Annotated in this window: 22 protein-coding genes, 1 tRNA gene and 1 riboswitch; of the genes, 4 read left to right on the plus strand and 19 right to left on the minus strand. The window is 68.8% G+C overall.

Translation table 11 applies throughout. The features are described 5' to 3' along the window. Nucleotides 1-3 precede the first annotated feature (3 nt). The 11 genes from BUB76_RS07600 to BUB76_RS07650 form a co-directional block, all read right to left on the minus strand. On the minus strand, nucleotides 4-1,425 hold the full coding sequence (locus BUB76_RS07600) for an MBOAT family O-acyltransferase (RefSeq protein ID WP_073128167.1): 1,422 nt from the start codon (nucleotides 1,423-1,425) through the stop codon (nucleotides 4-6). Further along, nucleotides 1,425-2,792, minus strand: coding sequence for a right-handed parallel beta-helix repeat-containing protein (locus BUB76_RS07605; protein ID WP_073128168.1), 1,368 nt, complete (start codon nucleotides 2,790-2,792; stop codon nucleotides 1,425-1,427). The genes BUB76_RS07600 and BUB76_RS07605 overlap by 1 nt, the downstream gene beginning before the upstream one ends. Beyond that, nucleotides 2,779-4,185 (minus strand): mannose-1-phosphate guanylyltransferase, encoded by a 1,407-nt coding sequence (locus BUB76_RS07610; RefSeq protein ID WP_084140588.1) that lies wholly within the window; start codon nucleotides 4,183-4,185, stop codon nucleotides 2,779-2,781. Before BUB76_RS07610 ends, BUB76_RS07605 begins: the two co-directional genes overlap by 14 nt. After that, a complete protein-coding gene (locus BUB76_RS07615; protein ID WP_073128170.1) occupies nucleotides 4,182-5,312 on the minus strand; it encodes an HlyD family efflux transporter periplasmic adaptor subunit in 1,131 nt (376 codons plus the stop codon). Before BUB76_RS07615 ends, BUB76_RS07610 begins: the two co-directional genes overlap by 4 nt. Before the next feature lie 21 nt (nucleotides 5,313-5,333). Then, a complete protein-coding gene (locus BUB76_RS07620) occupies nucleotides 5,334-6,797 on the minus strand; it encodes a glycosyltransferase (protein ID WP_073128171.1) in 1,464 nt (487 codons plus the stop codon). A gap of 6 nt (nucleotides 6,798-6,803) precedes the next feature. Then, nucleotides 6,804-8,123 (minus strand): nucleotide sugar dehydrogenase, encoded by a 1,320-nt coding sequence (locus tag BUB76_RS07625; RefSeq protein ID WP_073128172.1) that lies wholly within the window; start codon nucleotides 8,121-8,123, stop codon nucleotides 6,804-6,806. A 201-nt stretch (nucleotides 8,124-8,324) separates the two neighbouring features. Next, nucleotides 8,325-8,960 (minus strand): response regulator transcription factor, encoded by a 636-nt coding sequence (locus BUB76_RS07630; RefSeq protein ID WP_073128173.1) that lies wholly within the window; start codon nucleotides 8,958-8,960, stop codon nucleotides 8,325-8,327. A gap of 6 nt (nucleotides 8,961-8,966) precedes the next feature. Beyond that, nucleotides 8,967-9,626, minus strand: coding sequence for a LuxR C-terminal-related transcriptional regulator (locus tag BUB76_RS07635; protein ID WP_073128174.1), 660 nt, complete (start codon nucleotides 9,624-9,626; stop codon nucleotides 8,967-8,969). 269 nt (nucleotides 9,627-9,895) lie between these two features. Then, the gene (locus BUB76_RS07640; RefSeq protein WP_073128175.1) at nucleotides 9,896-10,660 is read right to left on the minus strand and encodes a 3-oxoacyl-ACP reductase; all 765 of its coding nucleotides are present in this window, start codon (nucleotides 10,658-10,660) and stop codon (nucleotides 9,896-9,898) included. A gap of 154 nt (nucleotides 10,661-10,814) precedes the next feature. Continuing rightward, nucleotides 10,815-10,910: riboswitch (TPP riboswitch) on the minus strand. Between the two features lie 57 nt (nucleotides 10,911-10,967). Then, nucleotides 10,968-11,573, minus strand: a complete 606-nt coding sequence (locus BUB76_RS07645) for a DUF1190 domain-containing protein (protein WP_073128176.1) — start codon at nucleotides 11,571-11,573, stop codon at nucleotides 10,968-10,970. A gap of 1 nt (nucleotide 11,574) precedes the next feature. Beyond that, nucleotides 11,575-12,732: a glutathionylspermidine synthase family protein gene (locus tag BUB76_RS07650; RefSeq protein ID WP_073128177.1), complete on the minus strand. Its 1,158-nt coding sequence runs from the start codon at nucleotides 12,730-12,732 to the stop codon at nucleotides 11,575-11,577. 208 nt (nucleotides 12,733-12,940) lie between these two features. Between BUB76_RS07650 and BUB76_RS07655 the strand changes: the two genes are divergently transcribed. Next, nucleotides 12,941-13,861: a calcium/sodium antiporter gene (locus BUB76_RS07655; RefSeq protein WP_073128178.1), complete on the plus strand. Its 921-nt coding sequence runs from the start codon at nucleotides 12,941-12,943 to the stop codon at nucleotides 13,859-13,861. Nucleotides 13,862-13,868: 7 nt separating this feature from the next. Here BUB76_RS07655 and BUB76_RS07660 read toward each other — a convergent pair whose 3' ends face one another. After that, nucleotides 13,869-14,492 carry an HAD family hydrolase gene (locus BUB76_RS07660; RefSeq protein ID WP_073128179.1) on the minus strand — a complete coding sequence of 208 codons (624 nt, stop codon included), beginning with the start codon at nucleotides 14,490-14,492 and terminating at the stop codon, nucleotides 13,869-13,871. Nucleotides 14,493-14,501: 9 nt separating this feature from the next. Further along, nucleotides 14,502-15,947 carry a xylulokinase gene (gene xylB / locus BUB76_RS07665; RefSeq protein ID WP_073128180.1) on the minus strand — a complete coding sequence of 482 codons (1,446 nt, stop codon included), beginning with the start codon at nucleotides 15,945-15,947 and terminating at the stop codon, nucleotides 14,502-14,504. 116 nt (nucleotides 15,948-16,063) lie between these two features. On the opposite strand from xylB, the gene BUB76_RS07670 reads away from it, so the two are divergent. The 3 genes from BUB76_RS07670 (at nucleotide 16,064) to BUB76_RS07680 (ending at nucleotide 20,091) form a co-directional block, all read left to right on the plus strand. Beyond that, a tRNA-Gly gene (locus BUB76_RS07670) sits at nucleotides 16,064-16,137 on the plus strand. 104 nt (nucleotides 16,138-16,241) lie between these two features. Next, a complete protein-coding gene (locus tag BUB76_RS07675; RefSeq protein WP_073128181.1) occupies nucleotides 16,242-18,023 on the plus strand; it encodes an ABC transporter transmembrane domain-containing protein in 1,782 nt (593 codons plus the stop codon). A gap of 193 nt (nucleotides 18,024-18,216) precedes the next feature. Continuing rightward, nucleotides 18,217-20,091: an acyl-CoA synthetase gene (locus BUB76_RS07680; RefSeq protein WP_073128182.1), complete on the plus strand. Its 1,875-nt coding sequence runs from the start codon at nucleotides 18,217-18,219 to the stop codon at nucleotides 20,089-20,091. 176 nt (nucleotides 20,092-20,267) lie between these two features. Here the strand turns inward: BUB76_RS07680 and BUB76_RS07685 are convergent, their stop codons facing one another. From BUB76_RS07685 to oppB, 6 genes are all read right to left on the minus strand, one after another. Next, nucleotides 20,268-21,284 carry an SGNH/GDSL hydrolase family protein gene (locus BUB76_RS07685; protein WP_139250811.1) on the minus strand — a complete coding sequence of 339 codons (1,017 nt, stop codon included), beginning with the start codon at nucleotides 21,282-21,284 and terminating at the stop codon, nucleotides 20,268-20,270. A 197-nt stretch (nucleotides 21,285-21,481) separates the two neighbouring features. Beyond that, a complete protein-coding gene (locus tag BUB76_RS07690) occupies nucleotides 21,482-21,805 on the minus strand; it encodes a YnfA family protein (RefSeq protein ID WP_073128184.1) in 324 nt (107 codons plus the stop codon). After that, nucleotides 21,802-22,821 carry an ABC transporter ATP-binding protein gene (locus BUB76_RS07695; protein WP_073128185.1) on the minus strand — a complete coding sequence of 340 codons (1,020 nt, stop codon included), beginning with the start codon at nucleotides 22,819-22,821 and terminating at the stop codon, nucleotides 21,802-21,804. Before BUB76_RS07695 ends, BUB76_RS07690 begins: the two co-directional genes overlap by 4 nt. Further along, a complete protein-coding gene (locus BUB76_RS07700; RefSeq protein ID WP_073128186.1) occupies nucleotides 22,818-23,798 on the minus strand; it encodes an oligopeptide/dipeptide ABC transporter ATP-binding protein in 981 nt (326 codons plus the stop codon). Before BUB76_RS07700 ends, BUB76_RS07695 begins: the two co-directional genes overlap by 4 nt. Further along, nucleotides 23,798-24,706 (minus strand): ABC transporter permease subunit, encoded by a 909-nt coding sequence (locus BUB76_RS07705; RefSeq protein WP_073128187.1) that lies wholly within the window; start codon nucleotides 24,704-24,706, stop codon nucleotides 23,798-23,800. The genes BUB76_RS07700 and BUB76_RS07705 overlap by 1 nt, the downstream gene beginning before the upstream one ends. A 1-nt stretch (nucleotide 24,707) precedes the next feature. Then, nucleotides 24,708-25,631: an oligopeptide ABC transporter permease OppB gene (gene oppB, locus BUB76_RS07710; protein ID WP_073128188.1), complete on the minus strand. Its 924-nt coding sequence runs from the start codon at nucleotides 25,629-25,631 to the stop codon at nucleotides 24,708-24,710. Nucleotides 25,632-25,660 lie beyond the last annotated feature (29 nt).

Genomic DNA, 25,660 nt, shown 5'->3' on the forward strand with positions numbered 1-25,660 from the left:
CCTTCAGAACTGGAAGTAGAGGAAGGGTGAGAAGCTCTGCTCGGCGAGCTTCAGGATCGTGAGCGTCGCCAGCGCGGTGACCGCGATGGGCGGAACGATGGCGCTGGTCGCCGTCAGCGTGCCGTCGGGACGCGGCGACAGCGGTCCCTCCACCGCGCGGCCGAGCCAGGGCTCGATCATCGCCACGAGGATGGCCAGGATCAGCACGGCGACGCTTTCGCCGGTGATCTCGAAGGCCGCCGCCGGTGACAGCGCGATACCGTTGGCGCCGAACATGCCCGCGAAGACCTGCCCCGCCTCGACCACGGATGTCGCGCGGAACACGACCCAGCCAAGCAGCACGACGATCAGCGTGCGCAGCAGCGCGGCGGTCGAGCGGGATTTGGCCCAGCCCGAGAACCGCTCCCACGCCAGCCAGGCGCCATGCCAGAAGCCCCAGATCACGAAGGTCCAGGCCGCGCCGTGCCAGAGGCCCCCCAGCAGCATGATCGTCATCAGGTTGACGTAGGTGCGCACCGGACCCAGGCGGTTGCCGCCCAGCGGGATGTAGAGGTAATCGCGCAGCCAGACCGACAGCGAGATGTGCCAGCGGCGCCAGAACTCGGTGATCGAGCGCGAGATATAGGGCGCGTTGAAATTCTCGGTGAAGCGGAAGCCCATCATCATGCCGAGCCCGATCGCCATGTCGGAATAGCCCGAGAAATCGAAGTAGAGCTGCATCATGTACGCCACGGCCCCGGCCCATGCGAGCGCCATGGACGGTTCGGGCGTCGAGAAGGCGAGGTCCGCCAGAGGGGCCACGGCATCGGCCAGCAGCACTTTCTTGGCGAGGCCGATGAAGAAGCGCATCATCCCGTCCGAGAACATCTGGACCGAGTGGGTGCGGTGGCGGAACTGGTGGGCGAGGTCCTTGTAGCGCAGGATCGGCCCGGCGATGAGCTGCGGGAACAGCGCGATGAACGCCGCGAAGTCGAGCGGATGCACGTCGTCGGGCGCGTCGCCGCGATAGGTGTCGACGAGATAGCTCACCGACTGGAACACGTAGAACGACACGCCGATGGGCAGGATGATCTGCCAGTGCACGCCGATGGCGTCCGGTGTCGTCCCGACAAGCCCGGTCAGGCTGTCGAGGAAGAAGTTGAAATACTTGAAGAAGCCCAGCACCGCGAGGCAACCCGCCACGCCGATCCCGGTCCAGACCCTGGCGATCCGGTCGGTCGCGGCATGACGGATCATGCGGCCGGTGATCCAGGTCCAGGCCGTCGTGCCGATCAGCAGCAACAGGAAATCGACCCGCCACCACGCGTAGAAGACGTAGGAGACGCCCAGCAGCGTCAGCGACTTCCAGCGGCCCGGCGTCAGGTAGTAGAGCGCCAGCGCCAGCGGCAGGAACAGGAACAGGAAGGTTTCAGAGGAAAAGACCATCAGGTGGTGCCCTCTCCGGAACAGGTGTCAAAAGCGACCTGCGCGGCGTCGCGGCGCAGGGGCGTGGGGTCGAGCGTGCGGACGCCGTCGACGCTCAGCTCGTCCGTGTCGGCGCGCAGGAAGGCGGGCGTCATCTGGTCCAGGTCGCCCGACAGCAGCCGCGGGCGCTGGTCGCGGAAATCGTTGGCGTGCAGGCGAACCTCGGCCAGGCCGGTGCCCCGCAGACCCATGCGGTTGCCCGCGAAGGTGCTGGAGGTGACGAGCACGCGCGTCTCGGGGCGTTGCCGGTGGATCATCAGGCCGGGCCCGTCATTGTCGACGAGGCGGCTGTCGCTGACGATGGCGGTGCCGGCGCCGCGCATGGCCAGGCCCGCGCCGTTGTTGCCGGCGATCTGGACATCCTGCATGAGCACGCAGGTCGCCCCCTGCGCCAGCGTGGCGCCGGACCCGTCGAAGCCGTGCACGGCCACGTCCGACAGCCGCATCGCGCGGCTGGTATCGTCCACGCGCAGGCCCTTGCCCTGCCCGCCGTCGAGGTCGACATCCACAAGACCCATCCCGGTGACGCCGGACAGGTGCAGCGCCTGCGGCCCGCCGGTGTCCCGCACCGAAAGGCCCGCCAGGGTGCCGCCATCGACATCGCGCAGCATCAGGCCGGTGCCCCGCGCGCCGTCGATGGTGTTCTCGCTCAGATTCACGCCGTCCAGCCCTTGCAGGACCACGCCGCGCATGTCCCTGAAATCGTTGCCGGTCATCGCTGCCGGGCTGCCAAAGCTCATCAGGCCCCTGCCGCCCAGGAACAGCCCGGCGCTGTAGGGCCGGTCGCCATAGCCGAGACCGGTGAGGGTCGCGTTCTTCAGCGACAGGCTTTGCGGGCCGAGCGCCGCGATGAAGGGGCGGAACCCCTCGATCTCGGGGTGGATGTCCGGCCCCGCGGCGACGGTCGCGCCGTCCACCGCGAGTTGCCCGAAGGCCAGGACATAGCTGCCCGCACCGCGCGACAGCTCAAGCCGGTCGCCCGCTTCAAGGCGCAGGGACGCGCCCTGCAGAAGCACGATGGGCAGATGAGCCGAAAAGCCGTCCGCGCTCCGGGTCAGCACGTCCGGGTGACCCTTGGCGGCCAGAAGATCGTCCAACTCGGCCAGGGTCACGTCGCCCGCGCTCAGGTAGATCGCGTCGCCGTCCCGCGCCTCGGCCAGCAGGTCGGAGTCGATTTCGACCCCGCCGCCGGTGGCGAGCTGCGTCAACGCCAGCCGCACGCCCGAGACCGAGGCGCGAACCTCGTCCTGGGCCACGGCGGGCGCGGCCAGCGGCAGCGCGAGCGCCGCCGCCAGGCCGAGACGGGTGAGCCAATCAGGCGCGCGCATACCGCTTGCCTTCCCACGGCGCGTCGGCGTCGTCGTCGCCAAGGTCGATCTCGAAGATCCGCAGCGGATCGTCGCCGGTGTTCCACAGCTCGACCGAGCTGCCGGGCGCGACGTTCACGTTCTGCCCGGGGCTGAAATCGTGCACGGGTCCGCCGTTCTTCCAACGGCCCTGCCCGTCCGACACGGCCAGCAGCTTGCCGCCCGACGCGGTGCCGCGGAAGGTCGCGGATTCGCCCACGTCCAGCGTGCGGCGCGACACGGCCGGCACGGCCCTGCCGCCCTGGCCGATATCCACCGGCGCCGACTCGGAATGGCGCGCGACCTCGCTGCGGCCGTCGGCCTTCAGGCGCGTCACCGCGTCCTTCACCTTCTGGGCGTTGGCGTGGTTCGTCACGAGAAGCGCGTCGGGTGTGTCCACCACGATCACGTCGTCCATGCCGATCACGGTCACCAGCTTGTCGCCCGCGCGGATCAGCGAATTGCGGGTGTCGAAGGTCATGGCCTCGCCGCTGGAGACGTTGCCGTCGTCGGTCTTCGGGCTGATCGAATGGATGGCGGTCCACGCCCCCACGTCGTTCCAGTCCACCGAAACGGGCGCCACGGCGACGCGGTCCGAGCGTTCGAAGATCAGGCGTTCCGTCGGCTCGTTGGCGGCGTTGCGGAACGGTGCCTCCGACAGCTTCAGGCCGGTCTCGGTCACCTCGGCGTCGTCCATCGCCGCGCGGACGGCGGCCAGGGTGTCGGGATCGTGCTTGGCGAACTCGTCGATCAGGACATCGGCGCGCATCATCGAGATGCCCGACGCCCAGAGCGTGTCCCCCCCGGCCACCAGGCGCTCGGCCTCTTCGAGGGCCGGCTTCTCGATGAAGCGGCTCACCTCGTACAAGCCTTCCTGCTCGTCCGTGGGCGCGCCGCAGGTGATGTACCCGAAGCCGGTCTCGGCGTGTTTCGGCACTACGCCGAACAGCACGATCCGTCCCGCCTCGGCGCCGGGGCGCATGGCAGTGACGACGGTGTTCATGTCGCCCTCGATCTTGTGGTCCGAGGGCAGCACCAGCATGGTCGCGGACGGATCGTCCTTGGCCAGCGTCAGCGCGGCGGCCAGGACGGCGGGGCCGGTGTTGCGGCCCACCGGTTCGCCCACGAAGCGGGCCGGCGTGTCGATCGCGGCAAGCTGGTCGCGCACCAGAATCTCTTCCGAGGCGGCGGCGATCAGCAGCGGGTCGGCGAACCCATCGCCGCGGTGCCGCGCGACGGTCGCCTGCAGGAAGCTCGGGCCGCCCACGCCGTCAACGGATTGAAACTGCTTGGGTTGGGCGACGCGGGACATCGGCCAAAGGCGTGTCCCCATGCCGCCCGACAAAATGACGGGATGGATAATGCGGCTCATCATTGGTCTCCATTCTGGGTAATGCGATTGAAAATCGGCAGGACGGTTTCGTCCCGGAAGGCGCGCGCTTCGGTCAGCGCTTCGCCGGTGAGAGTGGTCCAGTCGACGCCGAACGCGTCGCGCGTGACACTGAGCGCCGCCACCTGGCCGGCGGTGCCATCGGGAAGGTCGATGGACGGCACGAGGTTCGTGCGCACCAGCCCATCGGACCCCACGGCGCCCGGCGCGCGGAAGCCTTCGGCCAGCGTCGCGCGGAATTCGGCGCCACCGGGCAGCGTCACGTCGACACCGCCGGTCTGCTGCACTTCGAACAGAAGCTCCTGCGGCAGGCGTGCCTCGATGGTCAGGGCGGCGTCGTCGGGCGACACGGCAAACAGCGGCTCGCCGGCGAGGACGGTGCTGCCCTCGGTGACCGAGATCGGCTGCGCCACGCCGTCGATCGGCATGGCGATCGACAGCGTTTCGCCGTCCACGGTGTCGAGCGCGAAGAGCACGTCGCCGGCCTGGGCCTCGGCGTCGATGAAGCTGATCTGGCCGTCCGCGGTGGCGCGGATTGTCTGCCCTTCGGGCACGACGCGGCCGGGAGCGGCGATGTCGGTGGTGAACAGGCGCGCCTGCATCAGGCTGACGGCCAGGGCGATCAGCGCGACGGTCAGCGCCAGGACCACCAGCGTCGCGGCGCCGCTGCGGACGCGCTGACCGATGGTCGGCTTGCCCGGCGCACCGCTGCCGCCGTTCTTGGGCTGGGCCAGCGCGCCCGACCGGATCAGGCGGCCCGAGCTGGTCAGGTCACCCGAGATGTAGTCGTTCAGGACCTGGCGCAGCTGGGCGGAGTGGTCGCCGGTCGGCTCGGAGAAGACCAGCACGCCGGTGTTGTCGTCGATCACGCGGACCTGCGCGGCGGGCGACAGGGCCAGCTGGAAGCCGGGGAAGTCGAAGATCAGCCGCACGATGTTCTGGGTGCCGTCGATGCCCCGGTCGATCAGGCCGGTGACCTGCGCCGTGGTCATCGACAGGCCGCCGCCGGAATAGCGGCGTCCGTCGATCACCGCGGTGAACGGGATGTCGATCAGCGGGTGTTCGTTGCCGGCCGAAAGCGGCGCGGGGGACGTGTCGGGTGCATGTGTCATTGGGTGCGTCCTGTCGGTCGTTCAGAGAAGTCCGGTCGCGAGCGCCGCGCCGAGTGTGAGCCAGCCCAGCGCGAGGCCGTGCATGTAGGTGGAGGAGGCCGAGCGCAGCCGCGCGCCCAGCGGCATCCGCGCCGCCGCCTTCTTCGAGGCCTGGCGCGTCCATTTCTGCCGGTCGAGCCGGAACAGCGCCGAGCTCTTGACCGAGGCGCCGACGATCTGCCCGAAGTACAGCAGCGGCGCGTAGACGATGGGGAAGCCGCCGCCCCGGAAGGTCGAGAGCATCCAGCAGAAGACGTAGCGGGTGAACATGACCCAGGCGATGTAGGCGGGGATCACGGCGGGCGTCGCGAAGAGCGCGGTCAGCGCGATGGAGATCGGGCCGAACAGCGTGGTCCAGATCGACACGCGCTGGTCGAGGATCGACCACCATGTGAAGAACCCGATCCGCGCCGGTCCCAGCCCCAGCGCGCGCCCGTTGGTGCGCAGCATGTTGCCGAACCACCGCTTCATCAGCGCCACGGCGCTTTCGAAGAAGCCCGGCATCGGCTGGTCCTCGTACGAGACGCAGCGCACGTCCGGCAGGTAGGTCATGTGGAAGCCGCGGCTGAGCAGCCAGAACCAGGTCGACTTGTCGTCGCCGGTCAGGAAGTTGATGCGTCCCAGCCGCCAGTGGTCGATGTGGTCGGACTGCACCTGGCGGATGAAGGTCGGGTCGGTGGCCAGATCCGCGCGGAAGACCGACATGCGGCCCGTCAGCGTCAGGACCCGGCCGCCGAACGCCATGGACGACATCATCATCTGGCGCTGCATGAAGCGCAGGTCGAACCAGTTGCGGAACAGCCAGTCATTCGGGATCTCGACGGATTCGTCGGTGGTCAGCGCACCGACGCGGTCGTCGGTGAAGAAGGGCGCCGCGCGCTCGACGATGTCGGCGGGAACGGCGCTGTCGCCGTCCACGAACAGCATGATGTCGTCACGCCGGGGCGCCTCACGCTGCAACAGCCGCAGCGACCGGGCGATGGCGTCGCGTTTCCCCGATCCGGGGATCTGGTCGATGATGAAGCGGACATCGGGCATGTCCGCGCGCCGCGCCTCGAACAGGTCGCGCAGCACCCGCAGGTCGGCCCCGTCCACCACCGAAGCGACGATGGTGGCGCCACCGGGAGACCGGCGGGCGGCCTCGAAGATGGAGCCGTAGACCGCGGTCGTCACGCCGGGTTCGATCTTGAAGGTCGTGACCATGAAATAGGCGTGCGCGGGCACGGCCCGTTCCGCATAGGCCGCCTCGGCCCGCGCGCGGCGCCGGGGATAGATCCACCGGATATAGGCCGTCGCGCGCAGAAAGTTCAGGGTGGCCCATCCATACCGCCACAGGCCGATCGCGCCGAGCACCACGATGGCTTCTTCGGCGGCGGCGAAGCTGGTGTCGCGCACGGCGAGCGCCAAGGCCAGGAAGGCCGCGATATAGATGAGATGACCCAGCATGGCGGCTTACCAGCAGATGCCCTGGTAACCCGCGTCGCTGACGACGTCCGGGTCGATACGGCCGAGGTCGACCACGCGGCGGTTGCCGAGGCTGCCTTTCAGCCGCTCGGTCACCTCGGGGTACTTGTTGCCCACGACGATGACTTCGCTGTCCTCGATCAGCTGGTCGATATCGTCTTCCATCCGCTCGGACAGGTCGGGGACGACGGCGTTGCCGCGCCCCACGGCGCCCGGATCGTTGGCGAAGGCGGTGGCGACGTAGGGGTCGTAGACGCGCACCTCCTGGCCGCTGTCGATCAAGCGCGCGGCCAGGTCGGCCAGCGGGCTTTCACGCAGGTCGTCGGTGCCCGACTTGAAGCTCACGCCGACAAGGCCGACGGCCTTCTTCGACGCCGCGCGCACCATGGTCTCGGCCCGCTCGATCTGGGCGTCGTTGGCCTCGAGAATGGCATTAAGAAGCGGCGTGGCGATGCCCGAGGACTGGCCCACGGCCTTCAGCGCGCGCACGTCCTTGGGCAGGCACGAGCCGCCGAAAGCGAAGCCGGGCCGCAGGAAGGCCGGCGACATGGCGACCTTGGTGTCGGAACACAGGATCGACATCACCTTCTGGCCGTCGAGCTCGTTCGCCTTGGCGATGTTGCCGATCTCGTTGGCGAAGCTGATCTTGGCCGCACGCCAGCTGTTCGACGTGTATTTCACCATCTCGGCCGTTCGGATATCGACCTTGTTCATCTCGCAGGGCAGGTCCTGGTTGATCTCGGTCAGGATCTGTTCGGTCTGCTCGTCGAGGCTGCCGAAGACGATCAGGCCGGGATCGGCGTAGTCCTCGATCGCGGTGCTTTCGCGCAGGAACTCGGGGAAATAGCCGACGCCGAAATCACGGCCGGCCCGCTTGCCCGACGCCTTTTCCAGCGTGGGAATGCAGACCTCTTCCATGGTGCCGGGCACGATGGTCGAACGCATGATGACGGTGTGGCGGTCCCGCTTGGCGGCGATGGCACGGCCGATATCCTCGCAGACGGACACCACGAAATCGAGCCCGACCGACCCGTCCGGCGCCGACGGCGTGCCGACGCAGACGAAGGACGCGTCGGTCTTGGCGACGGCCTCGGCGGCATCGGTGGTGGCGGTCATGCGGCCGCTTTCGGCCATCTCGGCGACGAGGGCATCGAGGCCCTTCTCGACGATGGGCGCGCGGCCGGCATTCAGCCCGTCCACCTTGTCCTGGTCGAGATCGACGGCAATCACCTCGTGGCCGTCGCGGGCCAGGCACGCCGCGGACACGACGCCCACGTAGCCGATCCCGAAAACACTGATCTTTGTCATGGCTCTTCCTTCTCTGGCCGCTTCGGGCCGCATCGAAATCCGTGTCGGACGGCGGTCCCGCCCGGTTCGATTGAGAAGGTAAGGAAAGGTGCTGCGCCCCATCAGTCGGGAAAGCGCCGGACCCGTTGTGGGAATTCATGGAAGGGGTCGGGAGCTTCCGGACCCCTCTGTGGGGCATTCCGCCACGCGCCCCGTCAAATGTTAATTCAGCCAGCCTCGCGCGCTGGCCATGCGGATCAGCGCGGGTCGATCGGCCAGGCCCAGCTTGGCCATGCCGCGCGCCCGGTGGGTGTCCACGGTCTTGGGACTCAGCCCGATGCGCCCGGCGATATCGCTGTTGGAATAGCCGCGCGCCCAAAGCTTGAGGATATCCTCCTCGCGCGGGGTGGGGATCTTGCCCTCGGTCGGACCGGCCTTCGGCGCCGTGGCCGCGCGGCCCACCGACCGCTCGACGAAACTGCCGCCGGCCATCGCCACGCGGATCACCCGCATCAGCGCGCTGCCCGACACCGATTTCGACACGACCGAGCGGAACCCGGCATCAAGGCACACGTCGACGAGCTCGCGCGTGGGAAGCGACGCGACGGCGATCAGCGCCATACCGGGCCGCGCCGACAGCATCTGCGGCACCAGCGTCATGAGCGTCGGGGTGAAAAGGGGATCGATCAGCAGCACGTCCCAGGACGGCGCGCGCAGGCGATCCAGATCCTCGGCGTCGATGGCCTCGCCGTCCAGCCCATCGGCTTCGAAAGCGCGCGTGGCCAGGTCGATCACGGCCGAGGCGAAAATCGGGCTGCGATCCGCGACGCCGAGACGAACGGGGGAAGTCGACACCATCGCGGGTCAGGCCGCCCAGGCGTTGTCCCGGGCAAAAAGTTCGAGATCGCGCGCGCCGGTCAGCCCCAGCTTCGACATGGCGCGGTACTTGTGGGTCTCGACGGTCTTGCCGCTGATCGACAGGTCGCGCCCGATGGCGCGGCAGCTGCGCCCGCCCACGACCGCCTTCAGGACCTCGCGCTCGCGCTCGGTCAGGTCCTCGTCCGCCTGGGGGCCGTCGGCGGTATGCGCCTCGCCCAGTTCGGCAAAGCAACCATCCACGTAGAGCCCGCCTGCCGAAACGCAGAGCAGCGCGTCGCCCAGCATCTCGAGGTCCCCGGCCCGCGACACGACGCCGTCGTATTGCGCGCCGAGACACCGGCGCGCCACGTCTTCCGAGGTTTCGGAGACGTAGGCGACGATCGCCGCGGGACCGAACGCCTCGCGCATGACATCCAGCGCAACAGCCGGGTCGCTGCCCGATTGCTCGGGGTCGAAGACGACCACGTCGAAGCCGGGACAGGCGGATTGGCCCCCCGTGACGATGGACGGCTGACCGTCGCAGCGGCCGATCACGGCCAGGTCGCCACCCTTGTTCAGTTCCCGTTCGACGGCCCGGGACAGGATCGCGCTGTCATCGATGAACAGCACGCGGGGCAGATCCGGGGCGTTGGAAAAATCTGTCATGCGGGAACTCCGTTGGTGCCACGGGGAAATGAGCCCGCTTTCGAATTTGTTCCTGCGAATACGTCTGGTTTCCGGCCGTCTCCTGCAAGATCACGCCAAGATTTCGTGAATTCGGCAAACCTCCGCCGATTGACGTGGCGGAGCCCCGGCACGCCGGCCGCGGCCGTCGCCGGTCCATCACTGGTTCTCAAATACCTCCGGGGGAGTCCGCGACAGCGGACGGGGGCAGCGCCCCCATCCCCGCCGCGCAACGAACGCGCGGCGGCGCGCTAGCCGCAGACCAGGCCGCCATCCACGACCAGCGTCTGGCCCGTCACCGCGCGCGCCCAGGGCGAGGCGAAGAACAGCACCGCGTCGGCCAGTTCCTCGGGCGTGGTGACATGGCCCAGCGGCGTCTGACCGGCGATCAGGTCGAACACCGCGTCCGGCGTCGCCGCGCTGGCGTCGGTGGTGCGCAGAAGGCCGCCCGCGACCATGTTCACCGTCACACCCAGAGGGCCCAGGTCCTTCGACGCCGTGCGCGTGAAGGCCATCAGCGCGGCCTTGGCGGCGGTGTAATCGTGGTAGGGCACCACCGGGTTCTGCACCAGGTTCGACCCGATGGTGACCACCCGGCCCTCGCCCGCCGCCTGGAAATGCGGCCGCATGGCCTTGATGGCGTGCAGCGCGCCCGCCACCGCCGTTTCGGTCTGGCGGGCGATCTCGGACCACTCCAGCGTCTCCAGCGTCGCGCGGGCGTCGCCGTTGAAGCTGTAGGCGGCCAGCGCGTTGTGGACCAGCGTGGTGGGCGGGCCCAGCCGCTCGGAGATTTCGGCGACCATGGCGCTCACGGCAGCGGCGTCGGTCACGTCGGCCCGCACGGTGATGGCGTTGTCGCCAAGCTCGGCGGCAAGGGCCTCGGCCGCGTCCGCGCTGGTGCGGTAGTTTATGGCGACTTTTGCGCCCTCGCGGGCGAAAGCCCGTGCGATGGCGGCGCCGAGGCCCCGTCCCGCCCCGGTGACGAGGACGGTCTGGCGATCGAGGGGACGTGTCATGCTGGTTGGCTCCTGCAACTGTTTGAAAGGGTGCAAGGGGCCGTCCGGGCGCGGACCACCGACGGGCCACGACGGACTGGAATTGGCAGGAAGGTAAGATCCAACTGTGCCTCCTTCACGAACGGAAGGCACGGCGGACGTGGGCCATCGACCCCGAAGCATCCCCGCAACTTCCTCCGCCGGCATGATCCGGTTCAGGTTCGAAGGGTGCTTCTCAGCCCGCGCGATGCGGACGCCCCCGTTGCAAGGCGCAAGATGCCGCGCGGCCATGGGATGTCAACCGACACGCATTGGCCGGTTCGGCGCGCTAGCCCCCGAAGCTGCGCCCGCCGAAGCCGCCGCCGGTGCGCGCGGCGCCGAAGCCGCCCCGGCTCTGGACCGCCGCACGGCTGAGCGGCGCCGCCGTCCGGGTATTGGGCGACGCCCCGAACGAGCTGGAGCGCAGCGTGGTGCTGCCGCGGTTGCCCGACAGGACCGTGCCGCCGCCGGGCGTGGCGAAGCTGCCCCCGGGCGTGCGGTAGAGCGGCTTCGCCCCCATGCCGCGCCCGCCCATCATGTTGCCGATCATGTATCCCGCCAGCAGGGGCAGGAAGATCGACGACCCGTCCGACCGGGTCTCGACCGCGCATTCGCCGCCGTGCTGCTCCTCGCACAGCGCCTCGGATTCGTAGCGCGGCGCGCTTTCGCGGTGCACCTCCTGCGCCTCGGCGAAGCCCGACGCGCAGTCGTCGACTGTGAAGTCGTTCTGCGGCAGCTCGGCCAGCGCGCGGCATTCCTCGACCGAGGGGAAGACCGTGGCCTCGACCCGGTCCTCCTGGCAGGCGGCCAGGCCGAAGGCGGCACTGCCAAGCAGCAGGACACCCGCGGTGCGGGCGCGCTTGCGGGGGCGGGTCGGTGGTGTGGGTCTGGTCATCTCAAGGCTCGATATAATGCGGACGGAAGCGGCTGGTATCCTGGGTGATGCGCGACACATCCTCGCGCAGGCCGAGACCGTGGGCCTCGTGCCCCACCATCCAGACGCCGCAGACCGTGTGATCGTCGCCGAACCGCGGCAGCGGGGCATAGGCCTGGAGGATGCGCGGGTGGGCGTCGTAGGTCGTGTCCGGCGACACCTCGTCCACCGCGCCGCGGATGCGCACGCCTGCCCCCTCGCGCGAAAAGATGGGCTTCTCGACCACCGTATCGCCCAGCGCGCTCGCGTCCTCGTCGGCGAAGACGGACGGCAGCAGGTTGGGATGGCCCGGGAACATTCGCCACAGCACCGGCAGGATCCCCTTGTTCGACACCAGCGCCTTCCAGGCGGGTTCGATGATCCGCACCCGCGCCCCGGCGATGGCGTCGGCGAAATCGTCGCGCAGCATGTCTTCCCAGGGGTAGAGCTTGAAGAGCGTGCCGATCACCCGGTCCTCTTCGTCGGTGAACTGGCCCGACTCGCCCAGCCCGATCTTGCGGATGTCGGTGAAATGCGCGCCCATGCCCGCCTCGCGCGCGGCCCAGCCGATGGTCTCGACGGTGGCGTAATCCTCGACCGCGTCGGCGAAGGCGGCGAAGTGAATGTCGGTATCGGGCTCGAACATCTGCGCCAGCCGCGCGGCCAGCGCCTCGTGCAGCCCGTTGAACTGGTCGGCGCCCTCGGGCAGGCGGCCGCTGGCGATCATGTCCTCGAGCCAGTGCCACTGGAAGCCGCTGGTCTCGTAAAGCGTGGTGGGCGTATCGGCGTTGTATTCCAGCAGCTTCGCCGGCCCGCCCGCGCCATAGGCGAAATCCATCCGACCGTAGAGCTCGGGCTGATCCTCGGCCCAGCTTGCGGCGACGAGGTCGCGATGCGCCTCGGGAATCGCCAGCCGCTCCATCAGCTCTTCGGAGCCCACGATCTCGGCCACGGCCTCGCGGCACATCCGGTGCAACTCCTCGGCCGGGCCTTCCAGCTGGGTCTCGATCTCGTCCAGCGTGAAGGCATAGGCCGCGCTTTCATCCCAATAGAGCGCACCGTCCAGGTGGTGGAACGTGAAGCCCGCATCGCGGGCCTTGTCCTCCCAGTCGGGCCGGGCGCCCAGGTCGTGTCGCTGCATGTCGCGTGGTGATCCTTTCGCTGCGACGCCGACCATCCCAGCGCAACGGTCCCTCCGCAAGGGTCTGCACCACGGCGGCGCCCCCTTGCCACCGGCTGCATGGAATTATTTGCGGGGCAGTGGCGCCCTGCCCTTGTGACGCGACCCGCGCGGTCACATCTGCGCGCAACGCGGGGACGGGTGTCCGGCGAAGACGGGAGAGATTTCAGTGGATTATCTGTTGGTGGCGGGCGGGCTGCTGGGGTTGTTCCTCGGCGGCGAGGCCCTTGTGCGCGGCGCGGTGGGCATCGCCCGGAAACTGGGCCTTCCGGCCCTGCTGATCGGGCTGACGGTGGTGGGCTTCGGCACCTCGACGCCCGAGCTTCTGGTGTCGGTCGACGCGGCGCTGGGCGGCGTGCCGGATATCGCCATCGGCAACGTCCTGGGCTCGAACATCGCCAATATCCTGCTCATCATCGGGGTGACCGCGCTGCTGCGGCCGATCCCCGTGCCGGCTGCGGGGCTGCGCCGCGACCTGGGCGTCATGCTGGCCGCCGCGCTGGTCCTGCTGCCGGTCTTCGCCCTGTCCCAGGTGGCGCGTCCTGCGGGCGCGTTGCTGGTGGCCGGGCTTGTCGCCTATCTCGTCTGGGCCTATCGCAGCCCCGGCCCCGCCACGCCCGAGGCCGAGGACACGCTCGCCCCGGCGGCCATGGGCGTTTCGCTCGTCTGGCTGGCGGTCGGGCTGGTCGCGCTGATGCTGGGCGCGCGGTTCCTGGTGGATGGCGCCAGCAACATCGCGCGGGGGCTCGGCGTGTCCGAGGCGTTCATCGGGCTGACGGTGGTGGCGGTGGGCACGTCCCTGCCCGAGCTCGCCACCTCGATCATCGCCGCGCTGCGCCGCCAGTCCGAAATCGCCATCGGCAACGTGGTCGGGTCGAACATCTTCAACATCCTGGGCATCCTCGGGCTGACGGCTGTCATCTCGCCGATCCCGGTGGCCGAGCGATTCCTGCGGTTCGATTTGCCAGTGGTGATCGGCGTGTCGCTGGTCCTGGCCGCGCTCCTGCTGGCGCGCCCGCGCATCGGACGGGTCGTCGGCCTGGTGCTTCTGGCGGGCTACGCGACCTACGTGTTCGCGGCGCAGGGCTGAGCGGCTTTCACGGCCACATCCGGTCAAGCTCGTCGAAAAGGGGCAGGCCGCTTTCTTCCGCACCGGCGCCATAGCGGAACACGGTCATCCCGGCCGCCGCGCCCGCCGCGGCCCCGGTGTCACTGTCCTCGACCACGGCGACGCGGGACGGCGCGACGCCCAGAAGATGCGCCGCGCGCAGGTAGGGCTCGGGCGCGGGCTTGCCGTCGCGCACGTCGTTGCGGGTGATCGTGGTCGCCATCGGATGGTTGAGGCCCAGCACGCGCAAATTCGCCTCGACGAAGGGCCGCATGGAGTTCGACACGAAGCCCTGCGCGACCCCCGCCGCCGCGACCCGGCGGTAAAGATCGACGGGCGCGTCAAAGACCCGCACCCGGTCCAGGTGGTCCATGTAGATCATGGCGCGCAGCGCGACCCATTCGTGCAGGCTCAGGGTCAACCCGACATGCCGGGTCATCCAGGCATGGCTCGCGTCCTCGGATTTGCCCAGCACGACCGCGTGGAAGTCTTCGGGCAGTTGCAGCCCGAGCCGCTCGGCCGCGAGGCCGAAGCTCAGATCGTGGACCGGTTCGCTGTCGGCCAGGGTGCCGTCGATATCCCACAGCACCGCGTCGAAAGGGTGATCCGTCATGCCCGCTCCTCAGATGTCGCCCGCGGCCGCCAGTGGCCGCAACGCGCGGTAAAGCGCGCGGTAACGGGCCAGCCGCGCCGCCAGATCGGGGCTGCCCTGCGGGGTGAAGATATCGCCGGCCTCGGGTGACCGGGACAGGTCCGCGAATGTCATCGCGCCGGTGCCGACGGCGGCCAGCTTGGCGGCGCCCAGCGCCGGTCCCGCTGCGGCCCCTTCCGCGCGGGCCAGCGTCAGGCCGGTGGCGTCGCTGATGGTCTGGACCACGAGGTCGCCGCGCGCACCGCCGCCAAGGGTCAAGAGCTGCGGCACGTCGTCCAGCGCGCCCGCGAAGCTTGCCGCGCCATCTGCGAAGGAAAACGCGATGGCCTCGATCACCGCGCGGGCGATGGCGGCGCGATCGGTCGAATCCTCCAGCCCGTAGAAAGCCGCGCGGATATGCGGGTCGGCATGGGGGCTGCGTTCGCCCGTCAGGTACGGCAGGAACAGCGGCACGCGGCCCGGGTCGGCCGTGGCGGCCAGCGCCAGCGTGTCCGGCACACTGAGACTTAACTGCCCCGCGATCCACGCCAGGGGGCGGCCGCCGTTCAGCATCGCCGCCATCTGGTACCACCGTCCGGGCACGGCATGGGCGAATGCGTGCAACATGGCGTCGGGATTGGGGGCATACCTGTCGCCCGCCAAGAAGATCTGGCCCGAGGTGCCCAGCGACAGCACCGCGCGCCCCGGCTCGACCGCGCCCACGGCCACGGCGCCCACCGCCGTGTCACCGCCACCGATGACCACCGGGCACCCCGCGGGCAGGCCGGTATGGGCGGCGGCCTCGGGCGTGACGCGCCCCGCGACCTCGGTGCCTTCCAGCAGGCGTGGCAGCCAACCGGGGTCGATCCCGGCGGCCGCGACGATGTCGCCCGACCAGTCGCGCGCCGCCTCGTCCAGCAAAAGCGCGCCGGCCGCATCCGACATGTCGGTGGCGCATTCGCCGGTCAGCCGCAGCGCCACGTAGTCCTTCGGCAGCAACAGGTGGGCGATGCGGGCGTAAAGCCCGGGCTCTTCCGCCGCCAGCCACAGCAGCTTCGGTGCCGTGAACCCCGGCAGCGGCGGCACCCCGGCGATCTGCCCGATCGCGGGAACACGCTCGGACAGCGTCCTGCATTCGGCCACCGCGCGGCTGTCGTTCCACAGGATCGCCGGGCGCAGCGGCCGGTGCTCCGCGTCCAGCAGCACCGCGCCGTGCATCTGCCCCGACAGCCCGACGCCCGTCACGCCGCCCAAATCGGTCGACAGCTTGCGCGCCGCCACGCCGATCGCCGCCCACCAGGCCTGCGGATCCTGCTCGGACCAGCCGGGCCGGGGCGAGGCGACGGCCAGGTCGGCACTGGACTGCTCGATCACCCGTCCGTCGCGCATGACGGCCAGCTTCACGGCCGAGGTGCCGATATCGATCCCCAGGTGCATGCAAACCCTCCCGCGTTGTCGCCTGACCCTAGCGCGCCCGTCGCCCGACCAGAAGGCCCCGGTCGCGCCGCTTGCGCCTTGCATCGCCGCGGCTCTGAGGCTAGCTAGGGCACGACGCGGGCGTTGTGTAATGGTAAGACCTCAGCCTTCCAAGCTGATGATACGGGTTCGATTCCCGTCGCCCGCTCCATTCCCCTCCCTGCCCTGTTGCCGCAGTCCCGGCCCAAGCCTTGTCGGCCCGTGCCCGTCGGCCTAGAAGGGCCGGACGACGACACCACACGCACGAGGCCCGCCTTGGCAGACCCCACCGCGGAGGAGCGGGCGAAATCCAGGAAGATCGGCGCGCTGACCGCCCTCTGGCCGTTCCTGCGCCCCTACCGGACCCTGCTGATCGCCGCCGGGCTGGCGCTGGTGCTGACGGCCTGCGTTTCGCTGGCGCTGCCCATCGCCGTGCGCCGCGTGGTGGACGGGTTCGAAACCTCGGCCGAACAGCTACTCGACAGCTACTTCCTGGCCTTCCTCGCCATCGCGGGGCTGATGGCCGCGGGCACGGGCCTGCGCTATTACCTCGTCACGCGGCTGGGCGAACGGGTCGTGGCCGATATCCGCAAGGCCGTGTTCGATCGCGTCATCGGGATGAGCCCGGCCTTCTACGAGCGCATCATGACCGGCGAGGTGCTGAGCCGTATCACCACCGACACCACACTGCTGCTGTCGGTCATCGGCTCGTCGGTCAGCGTCGCGCTGCGCAACGTGCTGATCCTGATCGGCGGGCTGGTCCTGCTGCTATTCACCTCGGTGAAGCTCACGCTGATGGTCCTGCTGATCGTGCCGCTGGTGATCGTGCCGATCATCACGCTTGGCCGGCGGCTGCGCCGTCTCAGCCGCGAGAACCAGGACTGGATCGCGCAAAGCTCGGGCAACGCCTCCGAGGCGCTCCTGTCGGTGCAGACCGTGCAGGCCTTCACCCACGAACGGGCCTCGCAGGCGGCCTTCGCGACCGTGACCGAGGAATCGTTCCGCTCGGCCAGGACGCGCATCGCGGTGCGCGCGGCCATGACGGTGATCGTCATCATGCTGGTCTTCTTCGGCATCGTCGGCGTGCTGTGGATCGGCGCGCGCGACGTCCGCGCCGACATCATGACCGTGGGCGAGCTGGTGCAGTTCGTCATCTACGCGGTGATGGTCGCGGGCTCGGTCGCGGCCCTGTCCGAGATCTGGGGCGAGCTTCAGCGCGCCGCCGGCGCGACCGAGCGGCTGGTCGAGCTGCTGACCGCCACCGACAGCGTGACCGATCCTGAGGCCCCGCGCGCCCTGCCCGCCCCGCGCGGTGCGATCCGCTTCGACGACGTGCGCTTCGCCTACCCCGCGCGGCCGGACATCGCGGCGCTGGACGGGGTCAGCTTCACCGTGGCCCCCGGCGAGACGGTGGCGCTGGTGGGACCCTCCGGCGCCGGCAAGACCACCATCATCCAGCTGCTCCTGCGGTTCTACGACCCCGAAGCGGGGACCATCACGCTGGACGACGTCGCGTTGTCGCAGATGGCGCGCAAGGACTTCCGCCGCCACATGGCACTGGTGCCGCAGGACCCGGTGATCTTCGCCGCCTCCGCGCGCGAGAACATCCGCTTCGGCCGCCCCGATGCATCGGATGCCGAGGTCGAATCCGCCGCCCGCGCCGCCGCCGCGCACGACTTCCTGACCCGCCTGCCCGACGGCTACGACACCTATGTGGGCGAACGCGGCGTGATGCTGTCGGGCGGCCAGAAGCAGCGCATCGCCATCGCCCGCGCGATCCTGCGCGACGCGCCCGTGCTGCTGCTGGACGAGGCCACATCGGCGCTCGACGCCGAATCCGAGGCCGCGGTGCAGCGCGCGGTCGAGGACCTGGCCAAGGGCCGCACCACGCTGGTCGTGGCCCACCGGCTGGCCACCGTGAAGAAGGCCGACCGCATCCTGGTGTTCGAGGCCGGGCGGATCGTCGCCACCGGCACCCACGATCAGCTCGTGGCCGAAGGCGGCCTTTACGCGCGGCTCGCCCGGCTGCAATTCACCGAAGGTCTCGCCGCCGAGTAACCCGGCCCCGGCTTCATCTTTCCCGAAATACCTCCGGGGGAGTCCGCGCCAGCGGACGGGGGCAGCGCCCCCGCGCCGACTTCGCCACTTTCGCCTTGCGCCGATGTATCGCAGCGTCAGACTTGATCTGCGCCGGGAATGCACCAACAACCCTGCGCCAAGAAACGGGCACCAAAACGGGGAGGAGACCGCCATGGGCTACGCGAATTACGACGACCGTCGCGCCATCGAGAACGCGGCGAAATGGGAAGACCGCGACCTGCCGGTCACTGCCTGGCAGATGCTGAACCGCACCGCCGACAAGTTCGGCACGCGGCCCGCCGTCACCTTTCAGCTGTTCTCGGGGGAATCCGACCCGGCCGAAACGCTCAGCTGGAACGCGCTGCGCAACCAGACGGCGCAGATGGCCAACCTGCTGCGCGAACTGGGCGTCGGCGAGACCGACAAGGTCGCCTACCTGCTGCCCAACTGCAACGAGGCCATCGTCACCTACCTGGGCGGCATGGTCGCGGGCGTCGTGAACCCGATCAACCCGCTGCTCGACGCCGAGCAGATCGCCGCCATCCTGCGCCAGACCGACGCCAAGGTCCTCGTGACCCTGCGCGCCTTCCCCAAGACCGATGTCGCGCAGAAGGCCGCCAAGGCGGTCGAGCTGGCCCCGAACGTGAAGCACGTGGTCGAGGTCGACCTGCACCGCTACCTCACCGGGTTGAAGAAGCTGATCGTGCCGCTGATCCGCCCCAAGGTCGAGGTCAAGCACAAGGCGAAGGTCCACGCCTTCACCAAGGCGGTGGGCGCCCAGCCGACCAAGCTGACATTCCAGGACAGCACCACCGACCGCGTCTGCACCAACTTCCACACCGGCGGCACCACGGGCATGCCGAAGGTCGCCCAGCACAAGTACTCGGGCGTCATCTACAACGGCTGGCTGGGACAGGAGCTGCTGTTCAACGAGCACGACAATCTGATCTGCCCGTTGCCCATGTTCCACGTCTTCGCGGCCATCGTGGTCATGGGGGCCTCGCTGGCCTCGGGCGCGCACGTGGTCTTCCCCACGCCCCAGGGCTATCGCGGCGAAGGCGTGTTCGACAATTTCTGGAAGCTCTGCCAGCGCCACGACATCACCTTCATGATCACCGTGCCCACCGCCATGTCGGCGCTGATGCAGCGCAAGGTGGATGCCGACATCACGAAGCTCAAGATCGCCTTCTGCGGCTCGGCCCCCCTGCCGCTGGAGCTCTACCGCCGATTCGAGGAAGCGGCGGGCGTCACCATCTGCGAGGGCTACGGCCTGACCGAGGCGACCTGCCTGGTGTCGATCAACCCGCCCGACGGCGAGAAGAAGGTCGGCTCCATCGGCATCCCCTTCCCCTACACTGACGTGAAGATCGTCAAGAACGGCCAGGAATGCGAGATCGACAGCATCGGCGAGATCTGCGTGTCCAGCCCGGGTGTCTTCGCCGGCAAAACCTATACCGAGGAAGACAAGAACAAGGACCTGTTCTACCAGGACCGCTACCTGCGCACCGGTGACCTGGGCCGCGTCGACGGCGACGGCTACCTCTGGATCACCGGCCGCGCCAAGGACCTTATCATCCGTGGCGGCCACAATATCGACCCGGCCGAGATCGAAGAGGCGCTGGCCGGCCACGATGCCGTCGCCATGGTGGGGGCCATCGGGCAGCCCGACGCCCACGCGGGCGAATTGCCCTGCGCCTATGTCGAGCTGGTGAGCGACGCCACCGTTACCACCGACGAGCTGCTGGAATACGCCAAGGGCAAGATCCACGAACGCGCCGCCTGGCCCAAATTCGTGGGCATCCTGGACGAGCTGCCCAAGACCGCCGTGGGCAAGGTCTTCAAGCCAGACCTGCGGCGCCTGGCGATCAAGCGGGTCTACGACAAGGCCCTGGACGATGCGGGCCTGAACGCGCGGGTCGACAGCGTGGTCGAGGACAAGAAGCGCGGCCTCGTCGCCCGGATCCAGTCGGACGCCGGCACAGACCGCGACGCGGTGGCACGCGTCATGGGCGACTATCCCGGACACTGGGACTGGGCCGACGCCTGAGCCCGAACGGGGTTTTCTTGCAAGGTGAGACGCCCGCGCCGCTGCGGGCGTCTCTTCACTCGACGCGCAAGAAGGATTTCACTCCTCCGCCCGGGACTGACCCCGCGCGAACACGGCTTCGTCCGCCAGTCCGTTCGGAAACCGCTACGGAGCGGAAATGATGCTGTGCGAGAAGACTAGCCGGTCAATGCTTTCCCGCGGGACAACGGCGGGGCCGGACACTTCAGGATAAGACCCATGAGCTCGACGTTCGCGCCCTCCGGGCCGGGGGCGAAGCTGCCGGCGGGTGCCGGAACGAGGTCCTCGAACAGCGCGGTCGACGAAAGCTTCAACGTAATTCTACCTTCGGGGTCTGGCGCGAAATCCGGCACCGGGCGGATGCCCGCGAGGAAGCTGACAGGCCGCTTCGTGTAATTGGTCTGAAGGGCCATGCTGGCATTCCTGCCGCCACTTAAATTCAGGTGTCCCCAAGACTCGGTCCGGTTCATGGCCAGTCCGACCAGGTAGTTCTCGCGACCGATGTCGACGGTGACGCTGTCGCCCTGCTGCATGCAGTGACAGGATATGGACATGAGAGAGTTGACGCGCTCGAGAGGGGCGTCGCCAAGCTCCGCCGCCGGGATTGTGCGGAAATCGTGATCCACCCCGACGGTCGGAAGCGCCTTCTTCTTCATGCTCTTCATCTTTGCGATCGCAAGCTTTCCGACCTGCCGACCGACAGGTGGCTTCAGGTGCGACTTGTCCTGGAAGAAAAGGTCCAGCTTTCTCGGCTTCAGCAATTTGGCGGTGCGCACGAACTCGTGCCCATCCACGTATCCAGCCTGGAATTCAGCCGCGACCTCCCGGTGCAAGATGTCGGCGATATTGCGGTTTCGAACGCCGTTCAGGGTGGGCATGATCATCATGATCGGCTTGCAGCCGGCATTCACGGCCTTGGCGCACGCCCATCGCAGATTGGCGCGGATCTGGTCGTGCGAAACGGTACCGCGCGAGCATTGCAGGACGTCATTGATCGAGGTCTCGATCACGAGAAAATCGTAATCCTTCAAATCGACCTTCGACAGGAAGAACGGAAGGATGATCGAGCAGGCAGCCCCCATCCCGTGAAAGGTCAGGCTGCTGATATCCTTGCTGTTCTCGAACTCCGCCCGATACCCATCCTTGAAGATGGAATTCGAGGTTCCGATCAACATCACACGCATAAGACGCAATCCGCAGACGAGTTACAGGAGCCAATCCTGACTGGTTGGGCGCATCAAGGCATGGGGCCGGAATGGGTGCAAGCCGATTTGGAGCACCATGCAAGGACCCGCCCCACCTTCATCTTTCCCCAAATACCTCCGGGGGAGGCCCGGCACGGGCCGGGGGCGGAGCCCCCTTGAAAACGGCCTCAGCCCGCGCGACCGCCCGAGAGGATCACCGCGGCGCCGGCGATGCACAGGGCGGCCCCGGCAAGATCCCAGGCACCGGGGCGCTGGCCCTCGACGGCCCAGAGCCAGCCCAGCGAGGCCGCGATATACACGCCGCCATAGGCCGCGAAGGCGCGACCGGCGAAGCCCGCCGGGGAAAGGGCCAACAGCAACGCGAAGGCCGCGAGCGCCCCGAGGCCGGGGATGAGCCAAAGCGCGCTCGCCCCGCCCCGCCACCAGGACCAGACGGCGAAGCATCCGGCGATCTCGGCCAGCGCGGCGACGAGGTAGACGAGCGCCGTCATTCGGCCGGTTCGGCCGCGGCCTCTGCCCCCATCGGCGCGTGGTAGGGGCAGGCGACCAGGTGATCCTGTCCCAGCCGCTCCACCGGGGGCAAACCCTTTGCGCAGTCGGGCCGGGCCTTGGGGCAGCGGGTGCGGAACACGCAGCCCGACGGCGGGTCCAGCGGCGACGGAAGCTCGCCCGAAAGCGGCGCACGGTCGGCCCGCGCGGCTTCGCGTGCGGGGTCGGGCACCGGGACGGACGCGATCAGCGCCTGGGTGTAGGGGTGGCGCGGCGCGCGGACGATGGTGCGGGCCTCGGCCTCTTCCATCTTGCGGCCCAGATACATGACCAGCGTGCGGTCGGACACGTGCTTCACCACAGACAGGTCATGGGCGATGAAAAGCATCGCCAGTCCCAGGTCGCGGCTCAGCTCTTTCAGCAGGTTCACCACCTGCGCCTGTACCGACACGTCCAGCGCCGACACCGGCTCGTCGCAGATCAGGAGTTTCGGCTCCAGCACCAGCGCGCGGGCGATCCCGATGCGCTGGCACTGGCCGCCCGAGAACTCGTGCGGATAGCGGTTCTGCAGGTTCGGCAGCAGGCCCACCCGCTCCATCATCTCGCCCACCTTGGCGCGGCGGTCCGCGGACGACATGTCGCGGCGATGGGTGACCAGCGGCTCGGCGATGATCTGGCCCACGGTCATGCGCGGGTCCAGCGCGGCCAGCGGGTCCTGGAACACCATCTGCACGTCGCGGCGATGGGCGCGGCGCGCGCGCGGCGACAGCTGCGCGAGGTCCTGTCCCTGCCACAGGATCTGCCCCGAGGCGGCGGGAACGGTGCCGATGATCGCACGCGCGAGGGTCGACTTGCCCGAGCCGGATTCGCCGACGATGCCCAGCGTCTCGCCGGGTTCCACGTCGAAACTCATGTCGCTGACGGCCCTGAGCATCCGCGGCCTCGTCCAGGGCCAGGCCCCGCGCGGCATCACCGGGAAGGTCAGGTTCAGGTCACGGACGGACAGAAGGCTGCTCATGCCGCATCCCTTTCGATCACGGTTTCGGGCGCCGCGTGGCAGGCCCGGTGAAGCGCGCCGTGGGGCGCGAGCGGCGGCATCGCCCGGCGGCAGGCGTCGTGGGCGAAGGCGCAGCGCGGGACGAAGGGGCATCCGGGCCCCAGCGCGGCCATGTCGGGCGGCTCGCCCGGGATGGTGGTCAGCACCTCCTGGTCGATGTCCAGCCGCGGCACGGCGCGCATCAGCCCGCGGGTGTAGGGATGCGTCGGTTGGGCGAACAGGGCGTCGGTCGGCCCGGTCTCCATCACCCGGCCGCCATACATCACCAGCGTGCGTTCGCAGCTGCCCGCCACCACGCCCAGATCGTGGGTGATGAGGATCATGGCGGTCCCGAACTCGGCCCGGATCTCGGCCAGAAGCGCCATGATCTGCGCCTGCACGGTGACGTCCAGCGCGGTGGTCGGCTCGTCCGCGATCAGCAGCTTCGGGCGGCACAGAAGCGCCATGGCGATCATGATCCGCTGCCGCATCCCGCCCGAGAACTCGTGCGGGTACTGCTCCAGCCGCGCGCGCGCGTCCGGGATGCGCACCGCGTCCAGCATCCGCGCCGCCTCGTCCCGGGCCTTGCGCCGCGACTGGCCCTTGTGGACCTGCAGCACCTCGGCCATCTGCGTGCCGACCTTCAGGTAGGGGTTCAGCGACGTCATGGGATCCTGGAAGATCATCGTCATGGCGTCGCCGCGCACGCGGTTCAGCTGCCTGGCGGGCAGGCCCAGCAATTCGGTCCCGTCGAAGCGGACCGACCCGGTGGCGCGGCCGTTCTTGGCCAGCAGGCCCATGGTGGCGAAGGCCGATTGCGACTTGCCCGACCCGGACTCGCCCACGATGGCCAGGGTTTCGCCCGCGTCCAACGACAGCGACAACCCGTTCACCGCGTTGACGGTCCCGTCGGGCGTGTCGAAGGCCACGGCCAGGTCTTTGACGTCGAGCAGGGCCATCAGCGATCCTTCGGGTCCAGCGCATCGCGCAGACCGTCGCCGAGGAAGAACAGGGCGAACAGCGTCACCACGAAGAAGAACAGCGGAAAGCCCAGCATCCACGGCGTGCCGTTGCGCATGTTGGCGGCCCCCTGGTTGATCAGCGCCCCCCACGAGGTCGACGGCTCCTGCACGCCGAGCCCGAGGAAGCTGATGAAGGATTCGAAGATGATCATCTGCGGCACCAACAGCGTGGCGTAGACGATGATGACGCCCAGCAGGTTGGGCACGATGTGGCGGCGGATGATCGTGCCGCCCGAGACGCCGATGGCCCGCGCCGCCTCGACGTAGTCGGCGTTCTTGATCGACAGGGTCTGGCCCCGCGCGATCCGGGCCATGTCCAGCCACGAGATCAGCCCGATCCCCACGAACAGCATCACGATCGAGCGCGAGAAGATCACCAGCAGCAGGATCAGCACGAACATGTAGGGGATCGACATCATCAGGTCGACGAAGCGCATCATCACGTTGTCGGTACGCCCGCCCACGTAGCCCGCCACGGCGCCGTAGGCCGTGCCCACCAGGACCGCGATCAGGGCCCCGACGATGCCCACCGCAAGGCTGATCCGCGTGCCCTGCACCGTGCGCTGGAACAGGTCGCGCCCGGTCTCGTCCACGCCGAAATAATGGCCGTTCGACAGGGACGGCCCGCCGATCTCGGGGATCATGCCCAGCATCTCCCAGTCGATCTCCTCGTTGGACCACTGGTTCAGGTATTGCCCGAACGCCGCGAACAGCAGGACGAGCACCAGGACCACGGCGGACGCCATGGCGGCGCGGTTGCGCAGGAACCGCCGCCGTGCATCGGCCCAGAGCGATCGCGCCTTGCCCTGCGGCAGCCCGGCGGTGTCGATGGTCGCATCAGCCATGTCAGTACCGGATCTTGGGGTCGATCCAGGCGTATGCCACGTCGACCAGGAGGTTGAAGAAGATGGTCAGCGCCCCGAACAGGATGGTGATGCCCAGGATGACCGAGTAGTCGCGCGCCAGCGCGGCGTTCACGAAGAACTGCCCGATCCCGCCCGTCGAGAAGAAGACGTCGATCACCACCGACCCCGTGATCATGCCCACGAAGGCCGGGCCTAGGTAGCTGACGACCGGCAGCAGCGCGGGCTTCAGCGCGTGGCGCAGGATCACCCGGTGCGCGGGAAGGCCCTTGGCCCGCGCGGTGCGCACGAAGCCCGCGTTCAGCACGTCGAGCATGGAGGACCGCGTGATCCGCGCGATGGACGCCATGTACGAGGTCGAGAGCGCGATGACCGGCAGGACCACGTATTCCACCTGCCCCCCGCGCCAGCCGCCACCGGGCAGCCACCCCAGCCACAGGGTGAAGATCAGCACGAGGATCGGCGCCATGACGAAGTTCGGCAGCACCTGCGCGCCCACGGTCACGCCGACCGCCGCGTAGTCGAGCGCCGAGTTGTGCTTGATCGCCGCGACGGCGCCCAGCGTCACACCCACCACCACGGCGACCACGAAGGACCAGAACCCGTAGGTCAGCGTGACCGGAAAGCCCTGCGCGATGATGTCGTTCACGCTGCGGTCGGGGAAGGTGAAGGATGGCCCGAAATCGAACTGGGTGACCACGCCCCAGACATAAGTCGCCATCCGTTCCCAAAGCGGACGGTCGAGACCGTATTCCCGTTCGAGGTTGGCCATCACCGCCTCTGGGATGCCTCTCTCGGTCGCGAAGGGCGAGCCGGGCGCGAATTCCATCAGCAGGAACGACAGCACGATCAGCGCAAGAAGGGTGGGAACCGCCACCAGAAGGCGGCGCAGGATATAGCTTGTCACGGGGGCTGTGCCTTGTCGGTCAGATGGCG

The sequence above is a fragment of the Palleronia salina genome, from assembly GCF_900141995.1.
In the GTDB taxonomy this organism is placed as follows: Bacteria; Pseudomonadota; Alphaproteobacteria; order Rhodobacterales; family Rhodobacteraceae; genus Palleronia; species Palleronia salina.